Source organism: Rhodothermaceae bacterium (assembly GCA_009838195.1).
Classification (GTDB): Bacteria; Bacteroidota; Rhodothermia; order Rhodothermales; family Bin80; genus Bin80.
On record VXSC01000034.1, the window covers coordinates 1 to 23,451 of the forward strand.

At 51.4% G+C, this 23,451-nt stretch carries 21 protein-coding genes; 16 read left to right on the plus strand and 5 right to left on the minus strand.

Translation table 11 applies throughout. The features are described from left to right. Window positions 1-54 precede the first annotated feature (54 nt). Together F4Y64_07640 and F4Y64_07645 are read left to right on the plus strand one after the other, a co-directional pair. Entirely contained in the window at window positions 55-546 is a 492-nt protein-coding gene (locus tag F4Y64_07640) for a dihydrodipicolinate synthase family protein (protein MXX97469.1), read from the plus strand. Then, window positions 543-3,572 carry an aminotransferase class III-fold pyridoxal phosphate-dependent enzyme gene (locus tag F4Y64_07645; protein ID MXX97470.1) on the plus strand — a complete coding sequence of 1,010 codons (3,030 nt, stop codon included), beginning with the start codon at window positions 543-545 and terminating at the stop codon, window positions 3,570-3,572. Before F4Y64_07640 ends, F4Y64_07645 begins: the two co-directional genes overlap by 4 nt. Here the strand turns inward: F4Y64_07645 and F4Y64_07650 are convergent. Continuing rightward, window positions 3,562-3,924: an FKBP-type peptidyl-prolyl cis-trans isomerase gene (locus tag F4Y64_07650; GenBank protein MXX97471.1), complete on the minus strand. Its 363-nt coding sequence runs from the start codon at window positions 3,922-3,924 to the stop codon at window positions 3,562-3,564. The two genes, F4Y64_07645 and F4Y64_07650, sit on opposite strands and share 11 nt — an antisense overlap. A 214-nt stretch (window positions 3,925-4,138) precedes the next feature. Here F4Y64_07650 and F4Y64_07655 point away from each other — a divergent pair, with 214 nt between their 5' ends. After that, the gene (locus F4Y64_07655; GenBank protein MXX97472.1) at window positions 4,139-5,527 is read left to right on the plus strand and encodes an aminopeptidase P family protein; all 1,389 of its coding nucleotides are present in this window, start codon (window positions 4,139-4,141) and stop codon (window positions 5,525-5,527) included. On the opposite strand, the gene mtaB is transcribed toward F4Y64_07655, so the two are convergent. Next, entirely contained in the window at window positions 5,528-6,826 is a 1,299-nt protein-coding gene (mtaB, locus tag F4Y64_07660) for a tRNA (N(6)-L-threonylcarbamoyladenosine(37)-C(2))-methylthiotransferase MtaB (protein ID MXX97473.1), read from the minus strand. A 203-nt stretch (window positions 6,827-7,029) separates the two neighbouring features. Between mtaB and F4Y64_07665 the strand changes: the two genes are divergently transcribed. Genes F4Y64_07665 through ybeY form a run of 3 tightly spaced genes read left to right on the plus strand, consistent with a single transcriptional unit; the run spans window position 7,030 to window position 10,953 of the window. Then, complete coding sequence (locus tag F4Y64_07665; protein ID MXX97474.1) at window positions 7,030-9,978, plus strand: DUF2723 domain-containing protein; 2,949 nt, start codon at window positions 7,030-7,032, stop codon at window positions 9,976-9,978. Between the two features lie 17 nt (window positions 9,979-9,995). Next, complete coding sequence (locus tag F4Y64_07670; GenBank protein MXX97475.1) at window positions 9,996-10,484, plus strand: hypothetical protein; 489 nt, start codon at window positions 9,996-9,998, stop codon at window positions 10,482-10,484. Next, a complete protein-coding gene (ybeY, locus tag F4Y64_07675) occupies window positions 10,465-10,953 on the plus strand; it encodes an rRNA maturation RNase YbeY (GenBank protein ID MXX97476.1) in 489 nt (162 codons plus the stop codon). The genes F4Y64_07670 and ybeY overlap by 20 nt, the downstream gene beginning before the upstream one ends. Here the strand turns inward: ybeY and F4Y64_07680 are convergent. After that, the gene (locus tag F4Y64_07680) at window positions 10,940-12,112 is read right to left on the minus strand and encodes a DoxX family membrane protein (GenBank protein MXX97477.1); all 1,173 of its coding nucleotides are present in this window, start codon (window positions 12,110-12,112) and stop codon (window positions 10,940-10,942) included. The two genes, ybeY and F4Y64_07680, sit on opposite strands and share 14 nt — an antisense overlap. A 166-nt stretch (window positions 12,113-12,278) precedes the next feature. Between F4Y64_07680 and F4Y64_07685 the strand changes: the two genes are divergently transcribed. The 10 genes from F4Y64_07685 (at window position 12,279) to F4Y64_07730 (ending at window position 22,370) form a co-directional block, all read left to right on the plus strand. After that, complete coding sequence (locus F4Y64_07685) at window positions 12,279-14,057, plus strand: hypothetical protein (GenBank protein MXX97478.1); 1,779 nt, start codon at window positions 12,279-12,281, stop codon at window positions 14,055-14,057. Window positions 14,058-14,084: 27 nt separating this feature from the next. Next, complete coding sequence (locus F4Y64_07690; GenBank protein MXX97479.1) at window positions 14,085-14,873, plus strand: cytochrome c; 789 nt, start codon at window positions 14,085-14,087, stop codon at window positions 14,871-14,873. A 26-nt stretch (window positions 14,874-14,899) separates the two neighbouring features. Next, the gene (locus tag F4Y64_07695; GenBank protein ID MXX97480.1) at window positions 14,900-15,727 is read left to right on the plus strand and encodes a cytochrome c; all 828 of its coding nucleotides are present in this window, start codon (window positions 14,900-14,902) and stop codon (window positions 15,725-15,727) included. Between the two features lie 12 nt (window positions 15,728-15,739). After that, window positions 15,740-17,269, plus strand: a complete 1,530-nt coding sequence (locus F4Y64_07700; GenBank protein MXX97481.1) for a c-type cytochrome — start codon at window positions 15,740-15,742, stop codon at window positions 17,267-17,269. 3 nt (window positions 17,270-17,272) lie between these two features. Then, the gene (locus F4Y64_07705; protein MXX97482.1) at window positions 17,273-18,517 is read left to right on the plus strand and encodes a radical SAM protein; all 1,245 of its coding nucleotides are present in this window, start codon (window positions 17,273-17,275) and stop codon (window positions 18,515-18,517) included. 2 nt (window positions 18,518-18,519) lie between these two features. Next, the gene (locus F4Y64_07710) at window positions 18,520-18,723 is read left to right on the plus strand and encodes a ferredoxin (protein MXX97483.1); all 204 of its coding nucleotides are present in this window, start codon (window positions 18,520-18,522) and stop codon (window positions 18,721-18,723) included. Next, window positions 18,723-19,046, plus strand: a complete 324-nt coding sequence (locus tag F4Y64_07715; protein MXX97484.1) for a hypothetical protein — start codon at window positions 18,723-18,725, stop codon at window positions 19,044-19,046. The genes F4Y64_07710 and F4Y64_07715 overlap by 1 nt, the downstream gene beginning before the upstream one ends. A 23-nt stretch (window positions 19,047-19,069) precedes the next feature. Further along, window positions 19,070-20,992, plus strand: coding sequence for a universal stress protein UspA (locus tag F4Y64_07720; GenBank protein ID MXX97485.1), 1,923 nt, complete (start codon window positions 19,070-19,072; stop codon window positions 20,990-20,992). Further along, window positions 20,989-21,888, plus strand: a complete 900-nt coding sequence (locus tag F4Y64_07725; protein ID MXX97486.1) for an Mrp/NBP35 family ATP-binding protein — start codon at window positions 20,989-20,991, stop codon at window positions 21,886-21,888. The genes F4Y64_07720 and F4Y64_07725 overlap by 4 nt, the downstream gene beginning before the upstream one ends. A gap of 296 nt (window positions 21,889-22,184) precedes the next feature. Beyond that, entirely contained in the window at window positions 22,185-22,370 is a 186-nt protein-coding gene (locus F4Y64_07730) for a protochlorophyllide oxidoreductase (protein MXX97487.1), read from the plus strand. A 180-nt stretch (window positions 22,371-22,550) separates the two neighbouring features. Here F4Y64_07730 and F4Y64_07735 read toward each other — a convergent pair whose 3' ends face one another. Further along, window positions 22,551-23,063, minus strand: coding sequence for a hypothetical protein (locus F4Y64_07735; protein ID MXX97488.1), 513 nt, complete (start codon window positions 23,061-23,063; stop codon window positions 22,551-22,553). Beyond that, entirely contained in the window at window positions 23,064-23,423 is a 360-nt protein-coding gene (locus tag F4Y64_07740; protein MXX97489.1) for a hypothetical protein, read from the minus strand. Window positions 23,424-23,451 lie beyond the last annotated feature (28 nt).

The window sequence follows — 23,451 nt, forward strand, 5'->3', positions numbered from 1 at the left end:
GATCGCGCTAAGGTAGCGCTAATCAGGCAGAACCGTCCTGCTATAAGATCTAAGATGAGTGCGACTCCCATTGCACCCAACTTGGTTGAACGGCTGATTCAGGCGTACCCCGAAAATATTGCCGGATTCAAAGATTCTAGTGGTGATTTAGGAAGTATTCGGGCCATGATTCGCAATTTCCCCGAGATACAAGTTTTTGCAGGCAGTGAGCATTTTTTACTGGACACGCTTAGGGCAGGAGGGGCTGGCTGCATCAGTGCAACAGCAAACGTAACCTCACCGATGGTCGCGCATCTGTTGGCAAATTGGGAGTCTCCTGAGGCGGATTTGCTGCAGGAGCGTCTCAGCCGAATCCGAGAGGCGGTTGAGCAGTGGCCCATGATAGCCGCCCTGAAATCATTGATGCAGGATTTGACCGGGCGGGATGCGTGGATGAATCTCAGACCACCGCTAAGCCCACTCCCTCCCAATGAAGCAAAGAGGTGTATCCAGCTATATAAGACAGTATTCACCGCAGCTACGCGATCACCATACAGTCACAGATGATTGAACATCCGGCTCCAACCTTTTCAGCGTCAGAAGCTCAGGCTCTGGCACAGGAGTATTTTGGCTTACAGGGTAGCGCAACCGAGCTTCCTAGTCACCTGGATCAAAATTTTCGTGTCAATACGGCCGGTGGCACATTTGTTTTGAAGCTTTCCAATGCAGCAGCAGAATCCAGTTACGTAGATCTTCAGCAGGCGGTACTGTCACATCTGCATGCGAATGGGCAAGGGGACCATATTCCGGCCGTCGTTCCCACACAAGCGGGCGATCAAAAAGTCGTTGTACAGGGAAAAGAGGGGCAGCACCAGTTATGGATGGTTACCTGGCTCGATGGACGCATACTCGCAGATGTCAGGCCTGTACTGAGCCCGCTGCTTCGGGATTTGGGACGATTTCTGGGATCTCTCAATCAGGCTCTGGGAGGATTCGAACACGAGTCTGCACATCGAAGCTACGCCTGGGATCTTCGTAAGGCGATTCATTTCGCCAAATATCTGGACTGTATCCGGGATGCCAAACGGCGCAAGCTCGTAGAGGATGCATTGGAATTCTTTCAGAATGAGACGCTTCCCAGCCTAGATCAACTTCGGCAGAGCGTAATCCATCACGATGCCAATGACCACAATGTAGTTGTCCAGGGTACGGGCTATCAAGCCAGCATTCGCGGATTGATAGATTTTGGGGATACGCTGCATACAACGACTGTGATTGAACTTGCAGTCGCAGCAACATATATCATGATGGGCAAGGTCGATCCAGTGGGAGCAGCAGCAGAGGTTGTGCATGGGTATCATGAGGCCTATCCTTTGGAGGAATCAGAAATCTCAGTATTACACGGGCTAATCAAAGCGCGGCTTTGTTCTAGTGTGTTGGTTTCTGCCTTTAGAGGGTCGTTAGAACCCGAGAATGAGTACCTTCGCGTATCCGAGGAGGGAGCATGGTCCCTCCTCACCTATTTATCAAGAGAATCGTCATCATTGGCGGAGTACCGATGGCGGTCTGCCTGTGGCATGGAGCCCTGCCCAAAGGGTATGCGCGTGGTTTCACATCTTCGTCAGCGAACATTTGCACCGGTCATGCAGCCGGATGTGTGCACGAAGGATCCCCTTGTAGTGGATCTGAGTGTTACCAGCCCTTTGGTTGAGCCTTTGGAGCGGCAACCCGATCCAAAGAAAGCCTCTGAAGCATGGTTCAGGCGGATCCGCCGTGCAGGTGCTGAAATCGGGGTTGGACGCTATAATGAGCCTCGGATCGTGTACACATCAGAAAACTACCGATCAGCGAACAATGCGTTTGATGAGACCCGGACGATTCACCTGGGGATTGATCTATTTAAGGAGGCAGGAGCCCCAGTCTATGCTCCGGCTGCGGCACGGATACACAGTCTCTCTTTCAGCCGGAAACCAATGGATTTTGGAGGGCTGGTGATCCTGGAGCATACAATGGAAGGGGGGAGATTTTACACGCTGTACGGTCATCTGAGTGAGCATTCGATCCAGCGGCTTCAACCAGGGCAGAAAATTGCCAAGGGTGAGGAGTTTGCCAATCTCGGAGTGCCGGAGGAGAATGGAGGGTGGACTCCCCATTTGCATTTTCAGGTGATTGCCGATCTGTTGGGAAAATCTGGTGAGTACTGGGGGGTTGCACCGGCAAGCCAGCGCGATGTGTGGTTATCGATCTGCCCAGACCCCAACCTGATTCTCGGGATTCGGGATGACTTGCTGCCCGTGCCTGAGCCTCTCACGGAAACGATCCGGTCCCGGCGAAAAGATTGTATCGGGGGAAATCTCAGCGTTTCTTATCGTACGCCTCTGCAGATTGTACGTGGATTTCGTCAGTATCTCTATGATGAGACTGGTCGGGCATTTCTGGATGCTGTTAATAATGTCCCCCATGTAGGACATAGCCACCCGCGTGTCAATGCAGCTGCGATCCGACAAATGCGCGTACTGAACACCAATACACGTTATTTGCATCAGACACTGGTAGATTATGCGGAGCGGCTGGCTGCCACCATGCCGGAACCGTTGAAGGTCTGCTATTTTGTGAATTCAGGGAGCGAAGCCAATGATCTGGCGTTACGTCTGGCGTTTGCACACACCGGGCGGAAGGATATCATGGTCCTGGAGGGCGCATATCATGGTCACTTGAGTTCACTGATCGCGATCAGCCCGTACAAGTTTGATGGCCCCGGCGGAACGGGTGCACCTCCGCATGTGCATCAAGCCCCGGTCCCGGATCTATATAGAGGGCGGTTTCGGGGAAGTGATGCGGCACAGCAGTATTCAACAGAACTGAAAGCAAAACTCAATTCGGTCCCGGATGGGATTGCCGCGTTTATCTGCGAATCTCTCCTTGGTTGCGGAGGGCAGATTGAGTTGCCAGAGGGATACTTGCAATCAGTTTATGCACACGTACGTGCGGCAGGCGGTCTTTGTATCGCTGACGAGGTACAGGTAGGGTTTGGGAGGATGGGGAGTGACTTCTGGGGCTTTCAGACCCAGGAGGTCACGCCAGATATTGTTGTCCTAGGTAAGCCGATGGGGAATGGCCACCCACTGGCAGGCGTTGTGACCACTGCCGAGATTGCTCACTCATTCGATAACGGGATGGAGTTCTTTAGCACGTTTGGGGGAAATCCAGTTTCGTGCGCAGTGGGGGAGGCAGTTTTGGATGTGATTGAATCGGAAAAGCTGCAGGAAAACGCGCTCGTCACGGGCACCTTTCTAAAACAGTCTCTTGAGAAACTAAAAAGCAGGCATCCGGTGATCGGAGATGTCAGGGGGAGGGGATTGTTTTTGGGGATAGAGTTGGTGCGGGATCACCAAACCCTGGAGCCAGCCGATCAGGGGGCGGGCTATATTGCGAACCGCATGCGCGATCTGGGCATTCTGATTTCAACGGATGGGCCACTTCACAACGTGCTGAAGATCAAGCCTCCGCTGGTCTTTGATCAAGCCAATGCGGTCCAACTCGTCGAAACACTGGATTCTATACTTCAGGAGGAGGCAGCGATTAGTCAATAGATAGGAGGGTAACCTCAAAGATCAGTGTCGCATTTGGTGGAATGCGGCCCTGTCCCCGATTTCCATAGGCAAGATCGGGCGGGATCACGAGCTGACGCTGCCCCCCTGATCGCATCCCCAGGATTCCCAGTTCCCATCCCTCGATAACCCGGCCGTTCCCAATTTGAAACGAGAAGGGGCTGTTTCGAAGATGGGAGCTGTCAAAGAGCGTGTTGTCCGTTAGCCAACCGTGATAATGCACGGTCACAAGATCTCCATTTTTTACTGGATCGCCTGTACCGATCTCAAAGTCATAGTACTTAAGACCATCTGAAAGCTGGATATAATCATCATCGGCCACCTCGCGTGGCATGGGGGTGTTTTCGGGCTCTGGGGGCATCGGTTCCGTGGGGCTTTTACAGGTAGAAAATAGCGCAATTGCCAAGACCAGTGCTGCGTATCGAACGAAGGACATGATCATCATACAAAATTGATCTCCCTACTACAGAAAAATCCCTAAATTGTTTGTCCGTCGAGTTGTCAGGTAAAGCGAGTCAAAAGAAGTCCTCCATATTCATTCGTGTTCCATGTTTGAAGCTGATGTATTTTCCGAACGTCGTCGTGAACTGGTGAAGTCTTTGGGGAGTGGGATCGTGCTCTTGCCTGGGCATGTGGATAGTCCAATGAATTATGCGGATAATATCTATCCCTTCCGGCAGGACAGTACCTTTCTTTATTATGTTGGGATTCATCGGCCAGGGCTATTCGCTGTGATTGATGTAGATGAGAATCAGACAACAATTTTCAGCACAGAGCCGACAGTAGATGATGTCATTTGGTCTGGCTCACAGCCAGGTTTAGATGAATTAAGAGAGCTCTGTAGTGCGGATCATGCGTGTGAAATATCTGATCTGGCAGAAGTCCTGTCCGGGGCCCTTGCCCGAAAACGGGATTTACATTATTTACCGCCATACCGAGCAGAAATCAGTCGTGGATTGGAGAAGCTCATGGGGTTAGAGCCGGAGCAATCCAAAGGAGGGCATTCAGAGGAACTTATCCGGGCCATTGTTGAACAGCGGTCAGTCAAAGAGCCCCGGGAATTGGCAGAGATTGAGGCGGCGCTGGCGGTTACGCAACAGATGTACCGTGCTGCAATGCAGGCGGTTCAGGCAGGAAAGTACGAACGTGAGCTTGCTGGTCTTGTCGAAGGAATTGCAATCAGTGGCGGGGGACGTCTTGCCTATCCATGTATCTTGACGAAGCATGGACAGGTTTTGCATAATCACCACTATCATCGCCGTTTAGAACTTGGCGATCTGGTTGTTCAGGACAGTGGGGCCGCAACTGTTTCGGGGTATGCAAGTGACATCACAAGGACGTATCCGGTTGGAGGTACGTTTTCTTCTCGTCAACGTGAGATTTATCAGGCCGTCCTGGATTCATTAATCTCGGCATTGTCAAGTATTCAACCAGGTCGTCCATTCCAGGCCAGTCATTTGGTGGCTGCACGTGTCCTTACTGACAGGCTTCAGCAGATCGGTCTAATGCGGGGAGATCTTGATGAGTCGGTAGCTGCTGGGGCACATGCACTCTTTTTCCCGCACGGATTAGGGCATATGATGGGGCTTGATGTCCATGACATGGAAAATTTGGGGGAAGATCTGGTTGGTTATGATGATCAGATCCGAAGGAGTCAACAGTTTGGTCTTGGATCTCTTCGTTTTGGAAGGGCCCCTGCACCTGGATTCGTATTGACGGTTGAGCCAGGATGCTACTTCATCGGTCCGCTGATTGATCAGTGGAGGAGCGAAAAGCGTCACGAAACCTTCATCAACTATGACAGGCTGGCTGACTGGCAGGATTTTGGCGGAGTACGAATTGAGGAAAATGTCGTAGTAACGCTAGAGGGGCATCGAATTTTGGGTCCCCCAATTCCCAGAACGATTGTAGATGTAGAAGCTGCGTGCAGCGGATAGTCAGGAAACGAAGGCTGTATTTTCGGTGCCCAGTCGGACATGCTCCACCAATCCAATGCGACGATCGTCAAAGGGACTCGAGACACGAATATAGTTGTCCGTATAGCCCTGCATTCTGCCAGACCAGGCGTTGCGTTCCCAGAGCACTGGCCGTATCTGGCCACGAAACCGTTCTTGAAACACGGCCTGTTTGCGCCGAGAGAGCTCCCGGAGAGTTCGATTGCGAGATGAACGCTCGGAAGCAGGAATAGTGTTATGCTGCTCATAGCGATTAACAGCTACAGTATCAGGACGTTCGGAATAGGTGAAGACGTGCAGGTAGGTGACTGGCAGGTTTGCCAGAAACGTACGCGTTTCTGTGAAGTGATCGGTAGTTTCCGCTGGAAACCCAACAATCACATCGGCGCCGATTCCAGCATCGGGCATGCGCGTATGAATATATTCCAGCCGCTGCTGGTAGACTTCCCTACGGTAGCGCCGTCGCATGGCCCCGAGTACCGAGTTTTCTCCACTCTGCAAGGGGACATGAAAATGCGGTACCATCACAGGAGTGTCCGCAACAAAGTCAATTATCTCGTCTGTGAGCAGGTTGGGCTCAATGGAAGAGATACGGTAGCGGAGAATTCCGTCCACCTTTGCCAATCGTTGTAGCAACTGGAGTAGATTTAATTTTGTAGGGCGATCAAGGCTGCCTTGACCATAGAGTCCTATGTTGACTCCCGTTAAAACAATTTCCTTAACGCCTCGCTCTGCGAGTTGCCTGGCTTGATCAATAATTTGATTTGCAGGGGCTGATCGGCTTTTTCCCCTAGCCATGGGGATCGTACAAAACGAGCAGGAATAGTCACATCCGTCCTGAACCTTCAGAAATGCGCGGGTGCGATCATCTGATAGCAGCGCGGGATCAAAGGATGCCATGCTTCCGGTGCAGGAAACACTAACTTGCGTAGATGTTTTCGGGGAAAAATCCTCGAGCAGGTCAAAAATGTGTGCTTTTTCTGAATTGCCAAGCACTGCGTTGACTCCTTCAATTGCCGCTACTTCATTCGGGCGCAGTTGCGCGTAACATCCAGTGACAATGATGAATGCATCGGGGTTCAGTCGGTGGGCACGCCGTATGATTTGTCGGCACTTCCGATCTGCCTCGGCCGTCACCGAACAGGTGTTGATGACCGAAATATCACAAATATCTTTTTGCCCGACGGTCTCAAATCCGTGCAGTTCAAATTGTCGCCTCAGGCTGCTTGTCTCCGCAAAGTTCAACTTGCAGCCAAGTGTATGAAATGAAACGCTGCCCATGAAGGAATTCTCGAAACTACAGGTGAAATGAATTTCTCCTCATTCTTGATCCCTATTTGCGATCCTGGCGCCAGTTTTGGCGAGCATGGGTCACGTTCTGCTTGGGTGCTGCCAAGGTTGGATAATACTTGGTTGGCAACACGCGTTCCCTGCCAGAGTTACACAGGTCTAATATGTCCCATGTCTACCGTGGTAAAAACAATATGAATTCGAAACGTGCAGGTCTATTTGTATCCATCGGGGTATTCACTTATGCAACGATACTGTATGTATTGACCGTTGCACCTACAGCAAGCTTCTGGGACGCAGGAGAATTCATTGCGATTGCACACGGGTTGCAGGTTTCGCATCCGCCGGGCGCACCATTCTATATGTTGGCAGGTCGTCTTTTTTCCATGTTTGTTCCGAATGATTTGATCTCGTTATCGGTCAACATGGTTTCTGTGCTCTCCAGCTCGTTTACCATCCTGCTGACTTACTGGATCATTGTTCGTCTGCTGCGGGAATTTATTCCGTCCAAAACCGAAGGTTCTGCCACCTTTATGCACCATTTTGGGGGCGTGGTCGGAGCTTGCACATTTGCAGTCACCGATTCGTTCTGGTTCAATGCCGTAGAGGCAGAAGTGTATGCGATGTCCATGCTCTTTACGGCTCTGGTGGTTTGGCTGATCATGAAGTGGAGCGAGATGGCGCGAGAGGAACTGGCAAATTCGCGGGATCGACTTGGACTGGGTGCAAACCGTATCCTGATACTCGTGGCTTATCTCTTTGGGCTTGCGATCGGGGTGCATCTCTTGAGCCTGTTGGCACTCTTCTTTATCGCCCTCATTTTCTTTTTTGTTGAATATGATCGGGAGGATTGGACAGTCAGTGGACGACCCGACTGGAAATCAGCAGCACGTTGGAGAGCCATTTTGTTGTCGCTTGTCGTTGCCACGGTCGTCTTTCTTGGTATTTATCCCGGAATTATCCAAAAGTTACCCGGATTGGCCGGACAGACTGGACAACCACTGTTGGTTCTTCTTCTCTTTGTCGGTGCAGTCGTCTTTGCGGTATGGTATACGCAGATTCGGGCAAAGCAAACGGCGAATCTGGTGTCCGTCTGTCTTTTGATGGTACTAATTGGTTATTCCAGTTATGCAGTCATCTTCATTCGAAGTGCTGCCGATCCACCGATTGATGAAAACGATCCGGAAACACCAGCTGCGATCGTATCCTACCTGGAGCGGGAGCAATACGGGGAAACTCCAATTTTGCAAGGTCCTAATTTCAATAACCGCACTGGGGACTTCGATCCGAACAACATAAAACTGTTTCCACGACGACACTCCGTGGCTCCACAACATGTGAATATTTATCGACAGTACAACTCCGATGCACAGTTTTTCTGGCAGTATCAGTTGGGGCATATGTACTTGCGCTATTTCTTATGGAATTTTTCAGGGCGCGAGAGTGATGTAGAGGGTGCACGTGCAATCACTGGGTTTTCGCTGATTGAAGGTCCAAACGAAACCCTGCAGCAGACTCCCAGCGAACGGGCAAGCCGGAATCGCTATTTTGCTCTTCCACTGCTTTTGGGATTTTTTGGAATGTTTTATCATTTCCGCCGGGATTGGCGGCGTGCCTTCAGTGTGCTGGTACTGTTTTTAGTGACCGGAGTGGGCATCATCTTATACCTGAATCAGACTCCCCTGCAGCCCCGGGAACGTGACTATTCCTATGTCGCTAGTTTCTTTGCTTTCAGCCTGTGGATCGGGATTGGAGCAACTGGGCTTCTGCAGCTTGTTCGGGATGCATTGGAGAATTTTGCAGAACAGTTCCGGTACCTCCTTTGGGTTGCAGCACCTGTGATCTTTCTGGCGGTCCCTGGCTGGATGGCCATGGAAAATTATGACGACCATGATCGTTCTGGACGTTATGTTGCCCCGGATTATGCATACAATATGTTGATGAGTGTTGCGCCGAATGCAATCCTCTTCACCAACGGAGATAATGATACGTTTCCTCTCTGGTATGCGCAGGAGGTCGAAGGAGTCCGAAGGGATGTCCGCGTAGCCAACCTGTCCCTGTTGAACACGCCCTGGTATGTACGACAGTTGAAACACCAGTATTCGCGGGAGTCAACACCTTTGCCAATTAATTTACCTGATGAACAGATTGATGACCTTGGGCCCACCTTACTGAGGCCGAGAACGATGACCTTGCCAGTTAATCCGACGCTGCTATCGGAAGAGTCCGAGGTGTTTGTTGGGCAGATGGACCGGAACATGATTGATACCACAATGTCCTGGACTCTCACTGGTCGACCCTACACAACCGACCCAGACACAGGGGAGCCCGTGAATCTTCTTTACGGTGCGGACATTGCTGCCCTCGACATTATTCGTGGTGCAGCCACAGGCGGTTGGGAGAGACCAGTATACTTTGCAGTCACCGTTTCCCCTGATGGACGCCTTGATCTGGAGAACTATTTGCAACTCGAAGGACAGGCGATGCGCGTTGTTCCCATCCGTCATGATGATCCCCTGGGCAGGGTTGAACCAGGAATTACACCAGAGCGGCTGAAAACGTTCAGATTCAGGAACCTGAATAACCCCAAGGTCTACTATGATGCAAATATCCGGCGGATGGTAGACAATTACAGGAATATTTTTGCCCAGACGGCGGCGACGATGGTTCAGGAAGGGCAGGTGGATGAAGGGCTTGGTCTCATGGACCATTTGCTCGAACAGGTCCCCTTTACGACCATTCCCGGGGACTACGTCTCGTTCATCTACACCGCACGCGTTTACCAGGAGGCAGGCGATTATGCAAAGGCGTTAGAGATACTCAAACAGTCAGAACCCTTACTGATGCACCGGCTGGATCTAAACAATGCCCAGGGGTTTGATGATTATGTCTTCACGTTTTTGCAGACCATCAGAGCTGCATATCTGCAGGCTGGTGACTTTGAAGGGGCGGCGGCATTCGAAAACAAAATTCGGGAATCCGTTGGAGAAGAAGGAAATGTTACTGCAGAAGAGATGCGTGCTGCCGCGATGGGGATGTTTGACCAAGATTCCCTTGACGGAACCCAAAATATGGACCAATCTATCCCACAGGATTCCGCACTTCTGGATCCAGAATACGAGAATGGGGTTCAGCAGCCTTAGGACAACAGATGTCGAATATGAGTTTTCAATTTCAGGAGCATGATTTCGAGCGCATCGGTCGTACGCTGGGTGCAGAGCCCATTCGAAAGGATCGCGTCGTATGCTACGAGATCAAGAACGAAGATCTAGGGCAGATCGTTAAGCTGGAGATTTCGGTCGATGTGGAGTTTCCCGGGGATCTCAAAGACGAAATCCCTGGCCACATCATCACCGCTGAAACGACCAGTTGCCAACTCCACCTGGTTGGGTGTACCGGGCTGGTGGCCGAGGAGGATTTCCGGGAGGTCATTTTCTATGCGAAAGGTCACAATGTGGTGAATGCTCTCGTAGTACAGGCAACCGCTTGGTGCCAGGTCTATTCCAATTATGATCGACGGTTACTGGATATGGATTATACCAAGATGCCCAGTCAGATTTCAAACAGTGTCATCTCATTTCTGATGGCAGAGGGGATCCTGGAAGGCTTTAAGTTCGACGAAGACGAGGATATTTCAATTGAAGGCTGAACGAGAAGACTACTGGTCTGATCTGCCTAGTCTCCCACCAGATAGCGCGGTCGTCATAGGCAATGAGCATCCACACCTAGAGTTGGACATCGATCTGGTGGAAAAGCTTGTCGATCAGGTGCTGGAAGGGGAGCAGAAGAGGGTTCGAAGGTTGGACATCATTCTCACGCATGCTCAACAGCTTCGCAGTTTGAACAGGGAGTGGAAAGATGCGGACTACGATACAGATGTGTTGAGCTTCTCACTCGGCCATGGGCCAATGATTGACGGGGAGGTGTATGTCAGTCTTGATTTTGCGGAGCAACACTGCCAAGACTATGATGCAACGTTTACCCAAGAGGCCTGTCGCTATATTGTGCACGGAGTACTTCACCTTCTGGGGTACCGCGACAGCACGTCTAAGGAACAGAAAATCATGCGTACGAAAGAGGATGAGTACCTCCAGCGCACAGGCGTTAGCGGTATCTGAACTGCTGAAGCACACGAGGGTCCTTGCTACGACGTAGAATTTGCCCAGTGTGTACATCCTTGAATGTAATTTCTTTTGGGTGCGGGGTTACGTCAAGCAGAAACATGGCCCAGCCCCAGAAACTGTAGTGCGCTTGGGCTACAATGCGAGGATTGGACAGGATCTCATTGATGGATTCCTCGGATGTAAGTGCCTCTGGGACGGCGAGAATTTCAACAGGATCAGCAAATTGGCGGTCTTCGGGAACGTCCTGACGAAGAATTTCTGCCGCGTGTGTGGACACAGTCGTGCGGGTCGGAGTGGGGTCAGGACTCTGTCGGAAGAAGTAGTGATCGCTTGAGATATCCCCGGATCCGTAGAGGAAAATCAGAATCAGAAGAAACAGGGTCAGCATGGCCACTTCAAAGCCCTGAGTCCCTGCGGTCAGGCCACCAGACATTTCTTCCACAAATACGGCTCCGACCAAGATTGGAATCTGGATGAGTGCTCCCACACGGGAAAGCAATCCGGTGAGCAGCATAAATCCGCCGAGTAAATGTGAGAGGGCGACGTAGTGCAATAGGACTGTCGAGCGGAGCATGTCCGATGGATTTGCCCCAATCAGGTCCAGAAAACTGTTTGCATCTGCAATGAAGAGCATACCACGTACCAGCAATCCAAGCCCTAGGTACATGCGCAAAAGATCAAATGCATGTGAGCGGAAGGGATAAAGCTTTGCCAGGATAAGCTGGAGTTCATTCCGCGAATCTTGGATCTTATGATCAATACTCCAGCGCCCAGATCCACAAATCACAACTAGAAGCAGAATGAAGAACACAAGCGAAGAGAGCTCCAGAGACTGATTCGCCGAAAAAAGACTCCCGAGACTCAGAAAAATGGCACCAAAGAGAATCGGGACCTGTGAAAGGGCAGCAATCCGGGTCCAGATGCCGACCGTGATCGCCAGTCCCCCAGCAATATGGAGCCCCGCTACACTGAGATGTGCCCACTCGGCACGCAGCCATGCCGGTGCGTCTTCGGGCAACAGTGCAACGAAGGTGGTGGCATTGACCAGAAAGAGTATCCCTCGTGCGAGCAGTCCAAGTCCCAAGTAAATCCGAATCAGATCAAAAGCGATCTCACGATACTCGTCGAGCCAAGCGTTAAACCTTTGGAGCATGCTACCAACGGAAGGTGGAATTCCCGTAAATAATAGGCTAATTTGAGCGAATAACAAAATGGAGATGATTAATTTGTTCGAACTCAAAATTCATTGTATATTTGATCGGAATTAACCGTCTCTTCACAGAGTTGTCTTCATTGCGATCATAGATCAAATTCCTGTAGTGCATACGAGATATCGAAGCGCATGGGGGCGGAGTCTCCCTGTGGGACTGATTGCTTTTCTGCTGTTAGCTCTGGTCGTGGGCCCTGTGTGGGGGATGCCGCAGGAGGCAGATCCTGAGTATCGGACGTTGCCATTCATCAGCAGTCGTGTGCTGATGTGGGCGGTGGCGGAGCTGCACCTGATGTTTGCCGCATTTGTGTTAGCCGTCCCCATATTCGCGTTGGTGATTGAATTCATCGGGTACAAGACCGGGGACAAGCGCTATGACCAGTTAGCCTACGACTTCACGAAGCTCCTCTCTGTATCATTTTCATTCACGGCCACGCTCGGGGCATTGCTTACGTTTGGACTGCTGGTTTTTTATCCGGCATTGACGCAGTATCTGGTCAAGATATTCAGTTGGACGTTTCTGCCTTACGCGCTGCTCTTTTTCCTTGAAGCGTTCTTCCTTTATGCGTACTATTACGGTTGGGGCAAACTCCCTCCGCGTCTGCACCTCTTTATTGGGGTGATGCTCAACCTCGTGGGTACGGCCATCATGTTCATTGCCAATGCATGGCTGACGTTCATGAATACGCCTAACGGGATTGATGATATGGGAAACCTGACCAGTCTCTGGGAGGCGATCAACAACTATACTTGGATGCCGATCAACATCCACCGGTTGATTGCGAATGTGGCGTTTGGTGGTGCAATCGGCGCGGCATACGGTGCGTTCAAGTTCCTGGGTGCGAAGACATTGGAGGCCAAGGCACATTATGACTGGATGGGGTATATCGGGATTTTTGTCGCGATTTGTGCGCTGTTGCCGCTCCCGTTTGCGGGATACTGGCTGGGGGTAGAGATCTATGCATATGATCAGAGTCTTGGGATCACCCTGATGGGGGGTACATTTTCGTGGCTCTTCATTGTGCAGGCCGTCCTGATTGGCAATTTATTCCTGGCAGCAAATTACTACCTCTGGCTGAGTATGGCCCGGATTCCAGGTGCGGAGCGTTTTCGAAGGTTTATCAAATATCTTTTGGGGGTAATTACCCTTTGCTTTATTGTGTGGGCAACCCCACACTCGCTCGTCGCAACGGTAGAGGAAGCTCGTGCAATGGGCGGTTCTCATCATCCCATCCTGAACGTGCTGGGGGTGATGAGTGCAAAGAATACGGCCGTAAACCTTTTGATCCTCACGACCTACGTCAGCTTTTTGCTCTATCGGCGTGCAAATAAAGAGGCAACAGTTTCATGGGCTAAAACCGGTAACTGGATCCAATTCGGCATTTTTGCGGCTGTGGTGATTTATGTGGTCTTCCTCGGCGTGTACGGATACTTTGTAGACGCCCAAACCCGAATTGGGCTGAGCCAGCCACAGGTCTTGTCGGTACTGTTTGCCATGATCTCCGTGACCGTGATTGATATATTCCTGTTCAAGAATGCAAAATCCCGTGGCGAGATCGTGTGGGGAAAAATCTCTGCCCGGAGTCAGTATGCCCTTTTCTTCCTCGCCATCACGTTTACCTGGCTAATGGGACTGATGGGATATGTGCGTGCAGGGATGCGGCAGCACTGGCATGTCTATGGTGTGGTGCGGGATACCTCGGTGGATGCATTTACACCTACGTTAGGATTTGCGGGTGGGGTGGTTAGTGCGATTGTGATCATCTTTTTCCTGTTGATTGCCATCGTATTCTTCCTGGCTGGTCTTTCTGGAAGAAAAGATTGGAAGCCCAAATCTGGATCCCGATGGGCTCAGGAAGAAGCGTCTACCTCGACAGCCCCCGCATGATAATCAATCTACTAGCCCAATAATCCCGTGAAACAGGCTCTGCAAATATTCGGATTCACGATCGTGGTCAGCGTCTTCTATTGGTACGTGAGCTTGTGGGTACCCCAGAAACGGACCGATCCTCCCGAGGACATTGAAATCGCCAGCAATCTGACGACTGAGGAGATGATCTCAATTGGGGAAGAGATCGTCGCTGGCAAAGGGACCTGTTTGACGTGTCATACCATGGGGGATCATGGCACCGGGCTTCGTTTTCCTGACCTGGACAATATTGGGGCGATTGCTGGTGAACGCGTTCCCGGACAGAGTGATGTCGAATATCTGGCTGAATCTATGTATGATCCCAATGCTTATGTGGTGGAGGGCTTCGTAGCTGGAATGCCGAACATTGCCCGTCCTCCGATTGCGTTGACCGATCAGGAAATTCTGACTGTGATTGCCTATATGCAGTCTCTTGGTGGAACACCAAGTGTGACCATGGAAACCACCCTGCAGTGGCAGGGACAGGCACCGGCGCAGGAGGCAGCCCCTGTAGCTGTCGGCGGCAACCGGGATGCAGAGACACTATTTACGGCCTACCTGTGCAATACCTGTCATTCATTGGATGGGACCGCAGGGGCAGGCCCCACGCTCCAAGGCCTTGGAGAACGGATGTCCCGGGCGGAGATTTATGAAGCGATTGTTGACCCGGATGAGGTCGTCACCGAAGGATATCTTCCGGGAGTGATGTCAACGATGTTGGATGCAAATAATTTTTACGAGCAGGTTTCCACGTCGGAGCTGCAGGCATTGGTGGATTACCTTGCATCTATGTAGGCTCCCTGAATTGACCTAGTTGGCAGATGAATTTATTTGTACTGTTGGGAATTGTGGCAGCCATGGTTGTTATCCAGCTCGTCGTTACGCGCTGGATTAAGCTCAATCGCCTATCCTGGCTGGCAATATGGTGGGTTGCTCTCTGGGCTGCTTTTTCATATGGGATTAATCCACCGCTTCCCAACTCGATTATCGTGCTGTTCATGGCGATCATTACGATTGCACTGACGGCCTATTTGTCGGCAGATAATGAGGAATTAGCAAAGGCTTGGCGGTCCATCGTACGATTTATGGTGGAGAAAGAGTATCGAATCGCACTGGTGATTGTTCTATTCGCCATTCCTGCGGCGGTAGCCGCCCGGACGTATATCAGTATGAATGAGGCGCCGCAGCCCCCCTCCAGTGCCCGGACGATCCATCCCCCGCCTCCACTCTCCATTACGTTCGAGGGCAATTCAATTGATTTGGCGACGGCCAACAATCCTTTCCGTGAGCTTGAACATACGGATGAAGCCGCCTTTGCTGAGCATGTCAACAATGGTCGGCGGATTTACTTTGAGAACTGCTTCTATTGTCATGGGGATAATATGGAGGGGGCTGGAATGTTTGCACATGGTTATGATCCGATCCCGGCAAACTTCAATGATGCAACGACGATTGCCATGCTGCAGGAGTCCTATTTATTCTGGCGCATCGCCAAAGGGGCACCTGGACTCCCTTCCGAGTCAACCCCCTGGTCAAGTGCAATGCCAGCTTGGGAGTTGTTTTTGACCGAAGAAGAAATATGGGATGTGATTCTATTCCTGTACGAGTACACTGGATTTGAACCACGGGCACAGGGAATGCCGCATTAACCGGGGAACAAGATGCGATATTTACTGCCTTTACTTTTGATTGGGTTTGCGCCCCCCGCGCTTGCACAGCAGGAGAATGATCTCGGTACGGAAGCGCAGCGTGCAGAGGGGAAGGAGATCTATGACATTAAGTGTGCGCATTGTCATGGGTATGAGGGCGACGCAAATGCGGTCGCCACCCCGTATTTGCGACCAACTCCCCGCGACTTTACTTCAGGAAACTACAAATTCCGGTCTACTGAAAGCGGTGAACTCCCGACGACCGAAGATATCAAGCGGAGTATTCGGCTTGGGATGCCCTACACGAGCATGCCGCCGTGGGAGGGGATTCTTTCAGAATCTGAGATTACGAACTTGGCGTATTACCTCAAGACGTTCGAGCCTGCGTTTGATGGCCCCTATGGCAATCCGACGGTTGTAGAGATTCCCCGGGCACCATCTTACTCCGAGGATCCAGATCATCTGGCACGTGGACGTGAAATTTTTGAAGCCAATCAGTGCACGGACTGTCACGGTGTGAATGGGCGTGGGAATGGTCACAGTGCTCCCGAACTGGTGGATGACTGGGGATTTCCAATCCGTCCGGCAGACATGACGAAGCGGTGGACCTACCGGGCAAGTGCCACACGCGAAGAGGTCTATCGCACGTTTATGACCGGGCTGAATGGGACCCCCATGCCCTCTTACCTGCAAACAATCAGTGATGAGGAAGATCGGTGGGCACTGGTGGATTATGTATGGTCACTGTCGAGAGATACGCCGGAATATGGCACGGTCGTCAGTGTGCAGGGGCAGACCGGTGAACTGGAGTTGGGGGACGAGTTGTTTGCGGATGCATCCGAGGCATATTTCCCGATTGTAGGTCAGGTCATTGAACCTGGACGAGCCTTCTATCCAGGTGTCAATGGCATTAGCGTCAAGGCAGTCTACAATGTCTCGGAGATCGCCATCCAGCTTCAATGGCATGATATGACTGCGGAAGCCGAGGGCATGAATCATCCGGCAATTGAGGTTCCAATGTTTGATCCCATGCAACCGGATACGTTGGTGGAAGGCTGGTCCGACGCCGTTGCCGTACTGCTTCCCTCCCGTACCCCAGAGGGACTGGAGCGCCCCTACTTTATGTTTGGAGACAGCAGGTTCCCGATGGCAATCTGGTACACAGATCTGGCGACAGATTCAGCGGCTGTATTGACGGGGCAGGGGGCAGGAAGAATTACAGATAATGGGATTGAATTGGAGAGAACCGCGGAGTATGAAGACGGAGTATGGTCGGTTCGACTGAAAGGCTCCAGGACCTTGGGAAATTACATCATGCAGGAGTCATCCTTTGTGCCGATTTCTTTTACTGCGTGGGATGGCTTCAACGCAGAGCGTGGCAATATGCGGGGATTGTCCGCCTGGTATCATCTGTATTTAGAGCCGATCGAGACAGAATCTGCGGCGCTTCCGATGGCGAAGTGGTTTTTGATTGTACTGGCCGCAGAGATTATCATTGTTGGACTGGTACGCTTACGGACACGCCGCAGAAAACAGACATAGCAGGTGAGAGCAAAGACGTACATACCGTCACTGGTTTCGTGGAATCTCACCAAAAAGTGCAATCTGCAGTGTCCACACTGCTATTTATCCGCGGGCCGGGCTGCGGAGCGTGAGTTGACCACCGACGAATGTTTGGGTTTGCTGGACGAATTGCATAGTCTTGGTACTGAGATGCTCATTCTTACAGGTGGTGAGCCGCTGCTCCGGAAGGATATTTACAGGATTGCCGAAGCAGCAAGCCAGATGGGGATCTGGGTTGTGATGGGGACGAATGGCGTACTGATTACACGCGAGGTAGCGCAAAAGATGGTCGAATGTGGGGTTCGTGGGGTTGGGATCAGTATAGATTCTGCGGATCCTGATCGTCACAACGAGTTTCGGGGCGGGCGGAATGCATGGCAGCACTCTGTGCGTGCACTCAAAATTTGCAAAGAAGAGGGACTGGAGGTCCTGGTTCAGACGACTGTGATGGAGGAGAATTATGACGAGATTTCTGCACTCCTGGATTTTGCGCGTGAGCACGGTGCATGGTCGTTCAATCTGTATTTTCTGGTACAGACGGGCCGGGGGCAGGGTATGACCGATCTTTCCGCTGCGGCTACGGAGTCCATGCTCTCAAGATTGATTGACTGGCAGGACAACTACCGGCCGATGCTCGTACGTAGCAAGTGTGCCCCTCAGTTTAAACAGATCGCGTATGCAAAAGGACGCGGGGGAATGGAGAGCGGTGGATGTATGGCAGCAACCGAGTATTGCAGAATTACGCCGGAAGGGAATGTTACCCCCTGTCCGTACATGGATGTAGTGGCGGGGAGTGTGCTTAGCCAATCGTTCACCACAATATGGAATGATTCGTCCGTATTTGCGGAGCTCAGAGAGCCGGCGAAGCTGAAGGGGCGGTGTGGAAAGTGTGAGTTCCAGGATTTATGCGGTGGCTGTAGGTGTCGCGCATTTGCGGCGACGGGTGATTACCTGAGTGAAGATCCTGCGTGCACCTACCAGCCCACCGGCGTTGCCTTACCGGAGTCCGTGTTACAATGGGATCAATCAGCGGAGGAGCGTTTGATGCGGATCCCGATTACATTCATCCGAAGCAAGACACGTAAAGGCGTCGAAGCTTATGCCAGAAGCAGGGGGATCGGAAGCATCACCACTGAAGTCATGAATGGTGCACTGAGCGGGATGAAGCGATCTGGAAAGTTTGCAAGGATGCCAACTCTGCACCAAAAACCGAACCATCTGGTATAGTTATGCCATACTATATCACACAGGCGTGCACAGCTTGCGATGATTGCATAGATATGTGTCCGATTACGGCGATTCACGCCGGGGATCCGATCTATGTGATTGATGATACCTGCACGGATTTTACGGAATGCTTAGCTGTTTGTGAATTTGATGCGATCCAGCCGATTCCTGAGGATGCTGCCGATGAGATTACAGTATTCCCATAATGGTTGAAAACGAAGTCCAGTATATTCCGGTAGAGCAGTTTCGCCAGATGGTGCCTCCGATCCTTGGATTAGAGATTCGGCGCCTTAGCCGGTGGATCGCCACGCAAGACGCGGATTCCGATCTGCGCAATCAAGTTGTGAAGGTTCGTTATGAACTTAGTCGGTTCATTACCTGTATGGAGGAGTCGAATGATCTTTCATCCTGTGAGCCATTCCTTGATGCCGCTTTGTTGAATGCGGCGATGTTGGGTGATCGTTCGGAAATGGATTACGTGATTGATCGACTTCGGTATGTGCGCGACCGGATTCCTTACACTTATTGATTTGCAGCACCCTAGCTGAGCCCATGTACAAGAAGATTTTTGTTCCAGTTGACAATTCTGAGCACTCAATCAGTGCGGTTGACATGGCAATCGAGCTTGCCGGGCAGTTTGAATCAACCGTCACAGCGAGTCATGCCTACGCTGCGCGGATGCATGATTACCGGTTCAAGCAAATGGAGTACACGCTTCCTGAGGAGTATCTGATTGAGGATGCGATGGAAAAGCAGCGCAAAATCCATGATACCTTGATCACCATGGGACTTGAGCTCATCAGTGATTCTTACTTGGTCGTTGCAGAAGAGCGATGCAAGGAGGCAGACATTCCATTCGAACCTAAGATGTATGACGGTAAGAACTGGAAAGTAATTGCCAAGGACATCGAGGAGAGTGATTATGATTTAGTGATCATGGGAGCTTTGGGGCTGGGTGCCGTAAAGGATAGTGTCCTGGGGAGTGTTTGCGAGCGTGTCACGCGCCGAGTTCGGACAGATACCCTGGTGATCAAAAAGGTTGACCCTGAGGATGTGACCGTAGACGGGAAGCCGGAAGGCAATATTGTAGTTGGGATTGATGGCAGTCCAGAATCTTTCGCCGGGCTGCGTACGGCACTGGAGCTTGGTCGCAAGACGGGTCGGCAAGTGGAAGCGGTATCGGTCTATGATCCATATCTACATTATGCAATGTTCAACAGCATTGTCAATGTGTTGACTGAAAAGGCATCCAAGGTCTTCAAGTTCAAAGAGCAGGAGCAACTGCATGAAGAGGTGATTGATACGGGGCTGGCAAAGATCTACCAGTCTCATCTGGATATTGCAAGGCGGATCGCAGCAGATTCGGAAGTGGATCTGAAGATCACGCTTCTGGATGGAAAGGCGTTTGAGAAGATGCTCCAGTATGTCCGGCGTGAAAACCCATGGCTCCTGGTATTGGGGCGTATTGGCGTACACAGTGACGAAGACATGGATATTGGAAGCAACACAGAAAACCTTCTGCGCCAGGCTCCCTGTAATATCTTACTATCCAGTCAACGCTACATCCCTCCTGTGGATGTGAGTGCGGAGGAGTCCATGTTATGGACCGAGCCGGCGACCAGACTCCTGAACACGGCACCTGATTTTGCGCGTGGCATTGCACGTACCACCATTCATCGTTGGGCGATGGAGCGGGGGCATTCCGTGATCACGCGCAAAATTGTTGAGCAGGCAATGGGAAATATTCTGCCCCGCTCGTCCATGATTAAGATGGGAATCATTGCAGAAGACACCGCCACCAAAGAAATTGTTGCGAAGGACTCCGTCACATGGATTTGCAGTCAGTGTGGGTACGCTGCACGAGACTTTGAACCGGTGCGGTGCGCGGTGTGTGGCAGTGCTGCAAAGGCGTTTCAGAAGCTGGACAAGGACGCGATTAATCAATTAGCCAAATTAGAGGGGGGAACAGAGGAGCAGGATACGTTTGATGACGTTCGGCTCAAATGGAGTAAGGATGCTCTGAAAGAACTCCGAACGATCCCCGATGGCTATCAGATGCGCCGTGCGAAGGCGCAGATTGAAAAGCGTGCACGTGTACAGCGTATTCCAACTATAACTCTGGATATGGTACGTGGTGTGACTGCGGGGACTGCGGAAGAGTTGCAGAACCTTACTCCGGGGGGACACTTGAAGACTCCAGGAGAACATGATGGCGGATCCCGGGATGCTCCAGTTCGAAAGGCCATGCGAGATTTGGTCCAGGATGGGGAATTCATGTGGGCACCAGATGCCCATGTGCGGCTTGAACGAGTTCCGGAGGGATTTATGCGTACACGTACCAAAGAACGGATTGAGGCAGTTGCACGTGAACGTAAGACAGACCTGATCACGTTGGCGATTACGGAAGAAGGAATCAAAGAAGGATTGAAGCTGATGGAGGAGATGATTAAGGAGCAGGCGACGGAGGATTCGTGAAGAACTACAATGATATAGCGACCGATGGCGGTTCAGATGTAATGGGCCAGGTTGCCGAGCAGCATGATCGGCTTGGTCGACGTCTGAAGCGGATCGGGAGCATGATTGCGGTGATGAGTGGAAAGGGTGGGGTAGGCAAGAGTACCGTCACCGCATCCCTCGCAGATGCATTGACCAGAAGGGGGATACGCACGGGTGTGTTGGATGCAGATCTAAATGGCCCATGTATGGCACGAATGATGGGGGTTCGAGATTTCAAGCCCTCTCCCAAAAATGGTTCGATGACGGCTGCCCGAAATGAATTTGGTATACCGGTGATGTCCATGGGGATGTTTCTGCCGGACGAAAGAACACCACTCGTGTGGGATGCAAACTCGCAGCGGGGCGCGTATACCTGGCGTTCCATGGTTGAGATGAGTGCACTGCGGGAGTTGCTTTCGGATACGGATTGGGGAGACCTTGATATATTATTGATTGATTTACCTCCAGGAGCAGAGCGGCTTCAAAACCTGGTTGACCTACTTCCGAATTTGGCGGGTGCTATCGTGGTCACAACGCCATCCGTTGTCGCGATGAAGGTGGTTGGCCGGTCTATTTCGATGGCGACGGACATTACAAATGTCGAGGTGGTGGGGGTAATTGAGAATATGAGTGTGGTCGTTTGCCCGGCTTGTGGTCATCAGGATAAGTTCTTTGGCGAGACCTCCATAGTTAAGGATTTAGCAGCGGCACATGATGTCCCTTATCTGGGGGAAATTCCTTTTGATCATCGGCTTGCAGATTGCCTGGATCACGGTCAATCATACCTGCAAACCTATCGATCCAAACCCGCGGCCACTGCCATCTTGAGTATTGCCGAGCGGGTGTTTTCCTGGACCAAAACAGAATCATCATGAAATTTCTTTGTGTGCCCTGTGATCAGCCGATGAACTTGCATTCGACGCGTGGTCCCTTTGACGGTACGATGTCTATTGTGTATGAGTGCCCTTCGTGTGATGTACAAATGGCCATGCTGACCAATAAGGCGGAAACGCAGATGGTTCGTTCACTGGGAGTCAAGATTGGTGGCCGAACTGCCCCGGCAGAGCCTATGGAAACGCTGCGCTCGAGTCTTGCGGTGAGTCAGGAGGAATCGGCCTCGGAATCATCCTCTGGGGGGCGGTGTCCGTTCACGGGGGTCATTAGCGACGCGATGGCCGCAGCAGAAACTGAGGTGGCTCTTCATTGGAGTCCGGAGGCCTTGACGCGCCTGGAAGCCATCCCACCCTACATTCAGCCGATGGTCAAGCGCAACATTGAGGATTATGCTCGTGACCGTGGACTTTCTGAGATTAATGAGGGTGTGATGGATGCCATGAAGGGGCAACTTGGAATGTAATTTGCAGGTCGGGCGGCTTCATTCCCGGGTGTCCACTTCTATTTTGAGGTACTGTTTCCAAAGTATGAGATTTATATACTGGTATAGACAGACAGTCATGAACCTTCAATCCGCTCGGAGTCAGAAAACAACTCGACTGTTCATGGAAGCAGGTAAGGCTTGAAGTTTAAGAATCGTTGGTCAGGTGTCTTTTGGGGACGAAAGAAGGCGGGGATTGCAGAGCCCATCCATTAGTTCTCCTTTCTGGAGGCTTTGGATCATGGCCTCCAGCATTGACCGGAGCCATTCTGGATCTGGATCAAGTTCCGAGAGAACATGTCTAGCGTGCTCAATGAGGCTTCGCCAGCTGTCATTTTCTGGAAAGAATGCTTTGCCGTATACCTGATTGGTCAAGAAATTCAGCCGCAACTCAAAAAATCCGTGAAACCGTTCCAGCGCTGTTAATTCCCCCGCACTAAAGCAGCCATTGAAGCGTGCACAGTTATCAGGGTCTGGGACAGGTTTAAGAGTGTCTATTGCAGTTTCGCTGGGGACATAGATTTCCTCAAACCAAAGGCGAGTCAACATGGCGGCAACCATCTCCGGCTGTGCATGTCTCGAACAGGCCTTCCGGCATTTCTCACTAGTCAAAAACCCCAAAAAAACAACGACACGTTCGCGGTCACGGGGAGGATTTGGAGTCAATGCGTCCACTTAGAAAGAGATTTCCGGTGCGTCCTTCCACAGGTGCGGTCCCTCTGGTTTGAAATTTTTTGTAGCAACAAAATGCCAACCTTCATGAAAGTTGAGCTTGAACTTACCACCACCATAACGCTGCCGAAGCCATTCCATAGGGTTCTCCAGCAGTTCGGTCATTTCGGAGAGGGGAGCACGTGCAAGCCCCTTGAATCGAACAGAGTTCATCCACGGTTCCTGCACAAGAATCGTGATGGATGATGCGGCGAGCGCCTTCACAAATGCGGCCTCCAACTCTGCCTCTGTAGGATGCGAGTTCCCCCCGGCGATCAGGGCTTTGGTGATGTACTTTTTGTAAAGCTCCCAGACCCAGTCCATGAAAGCGGGGTTTCGTGTGATTTTTCTG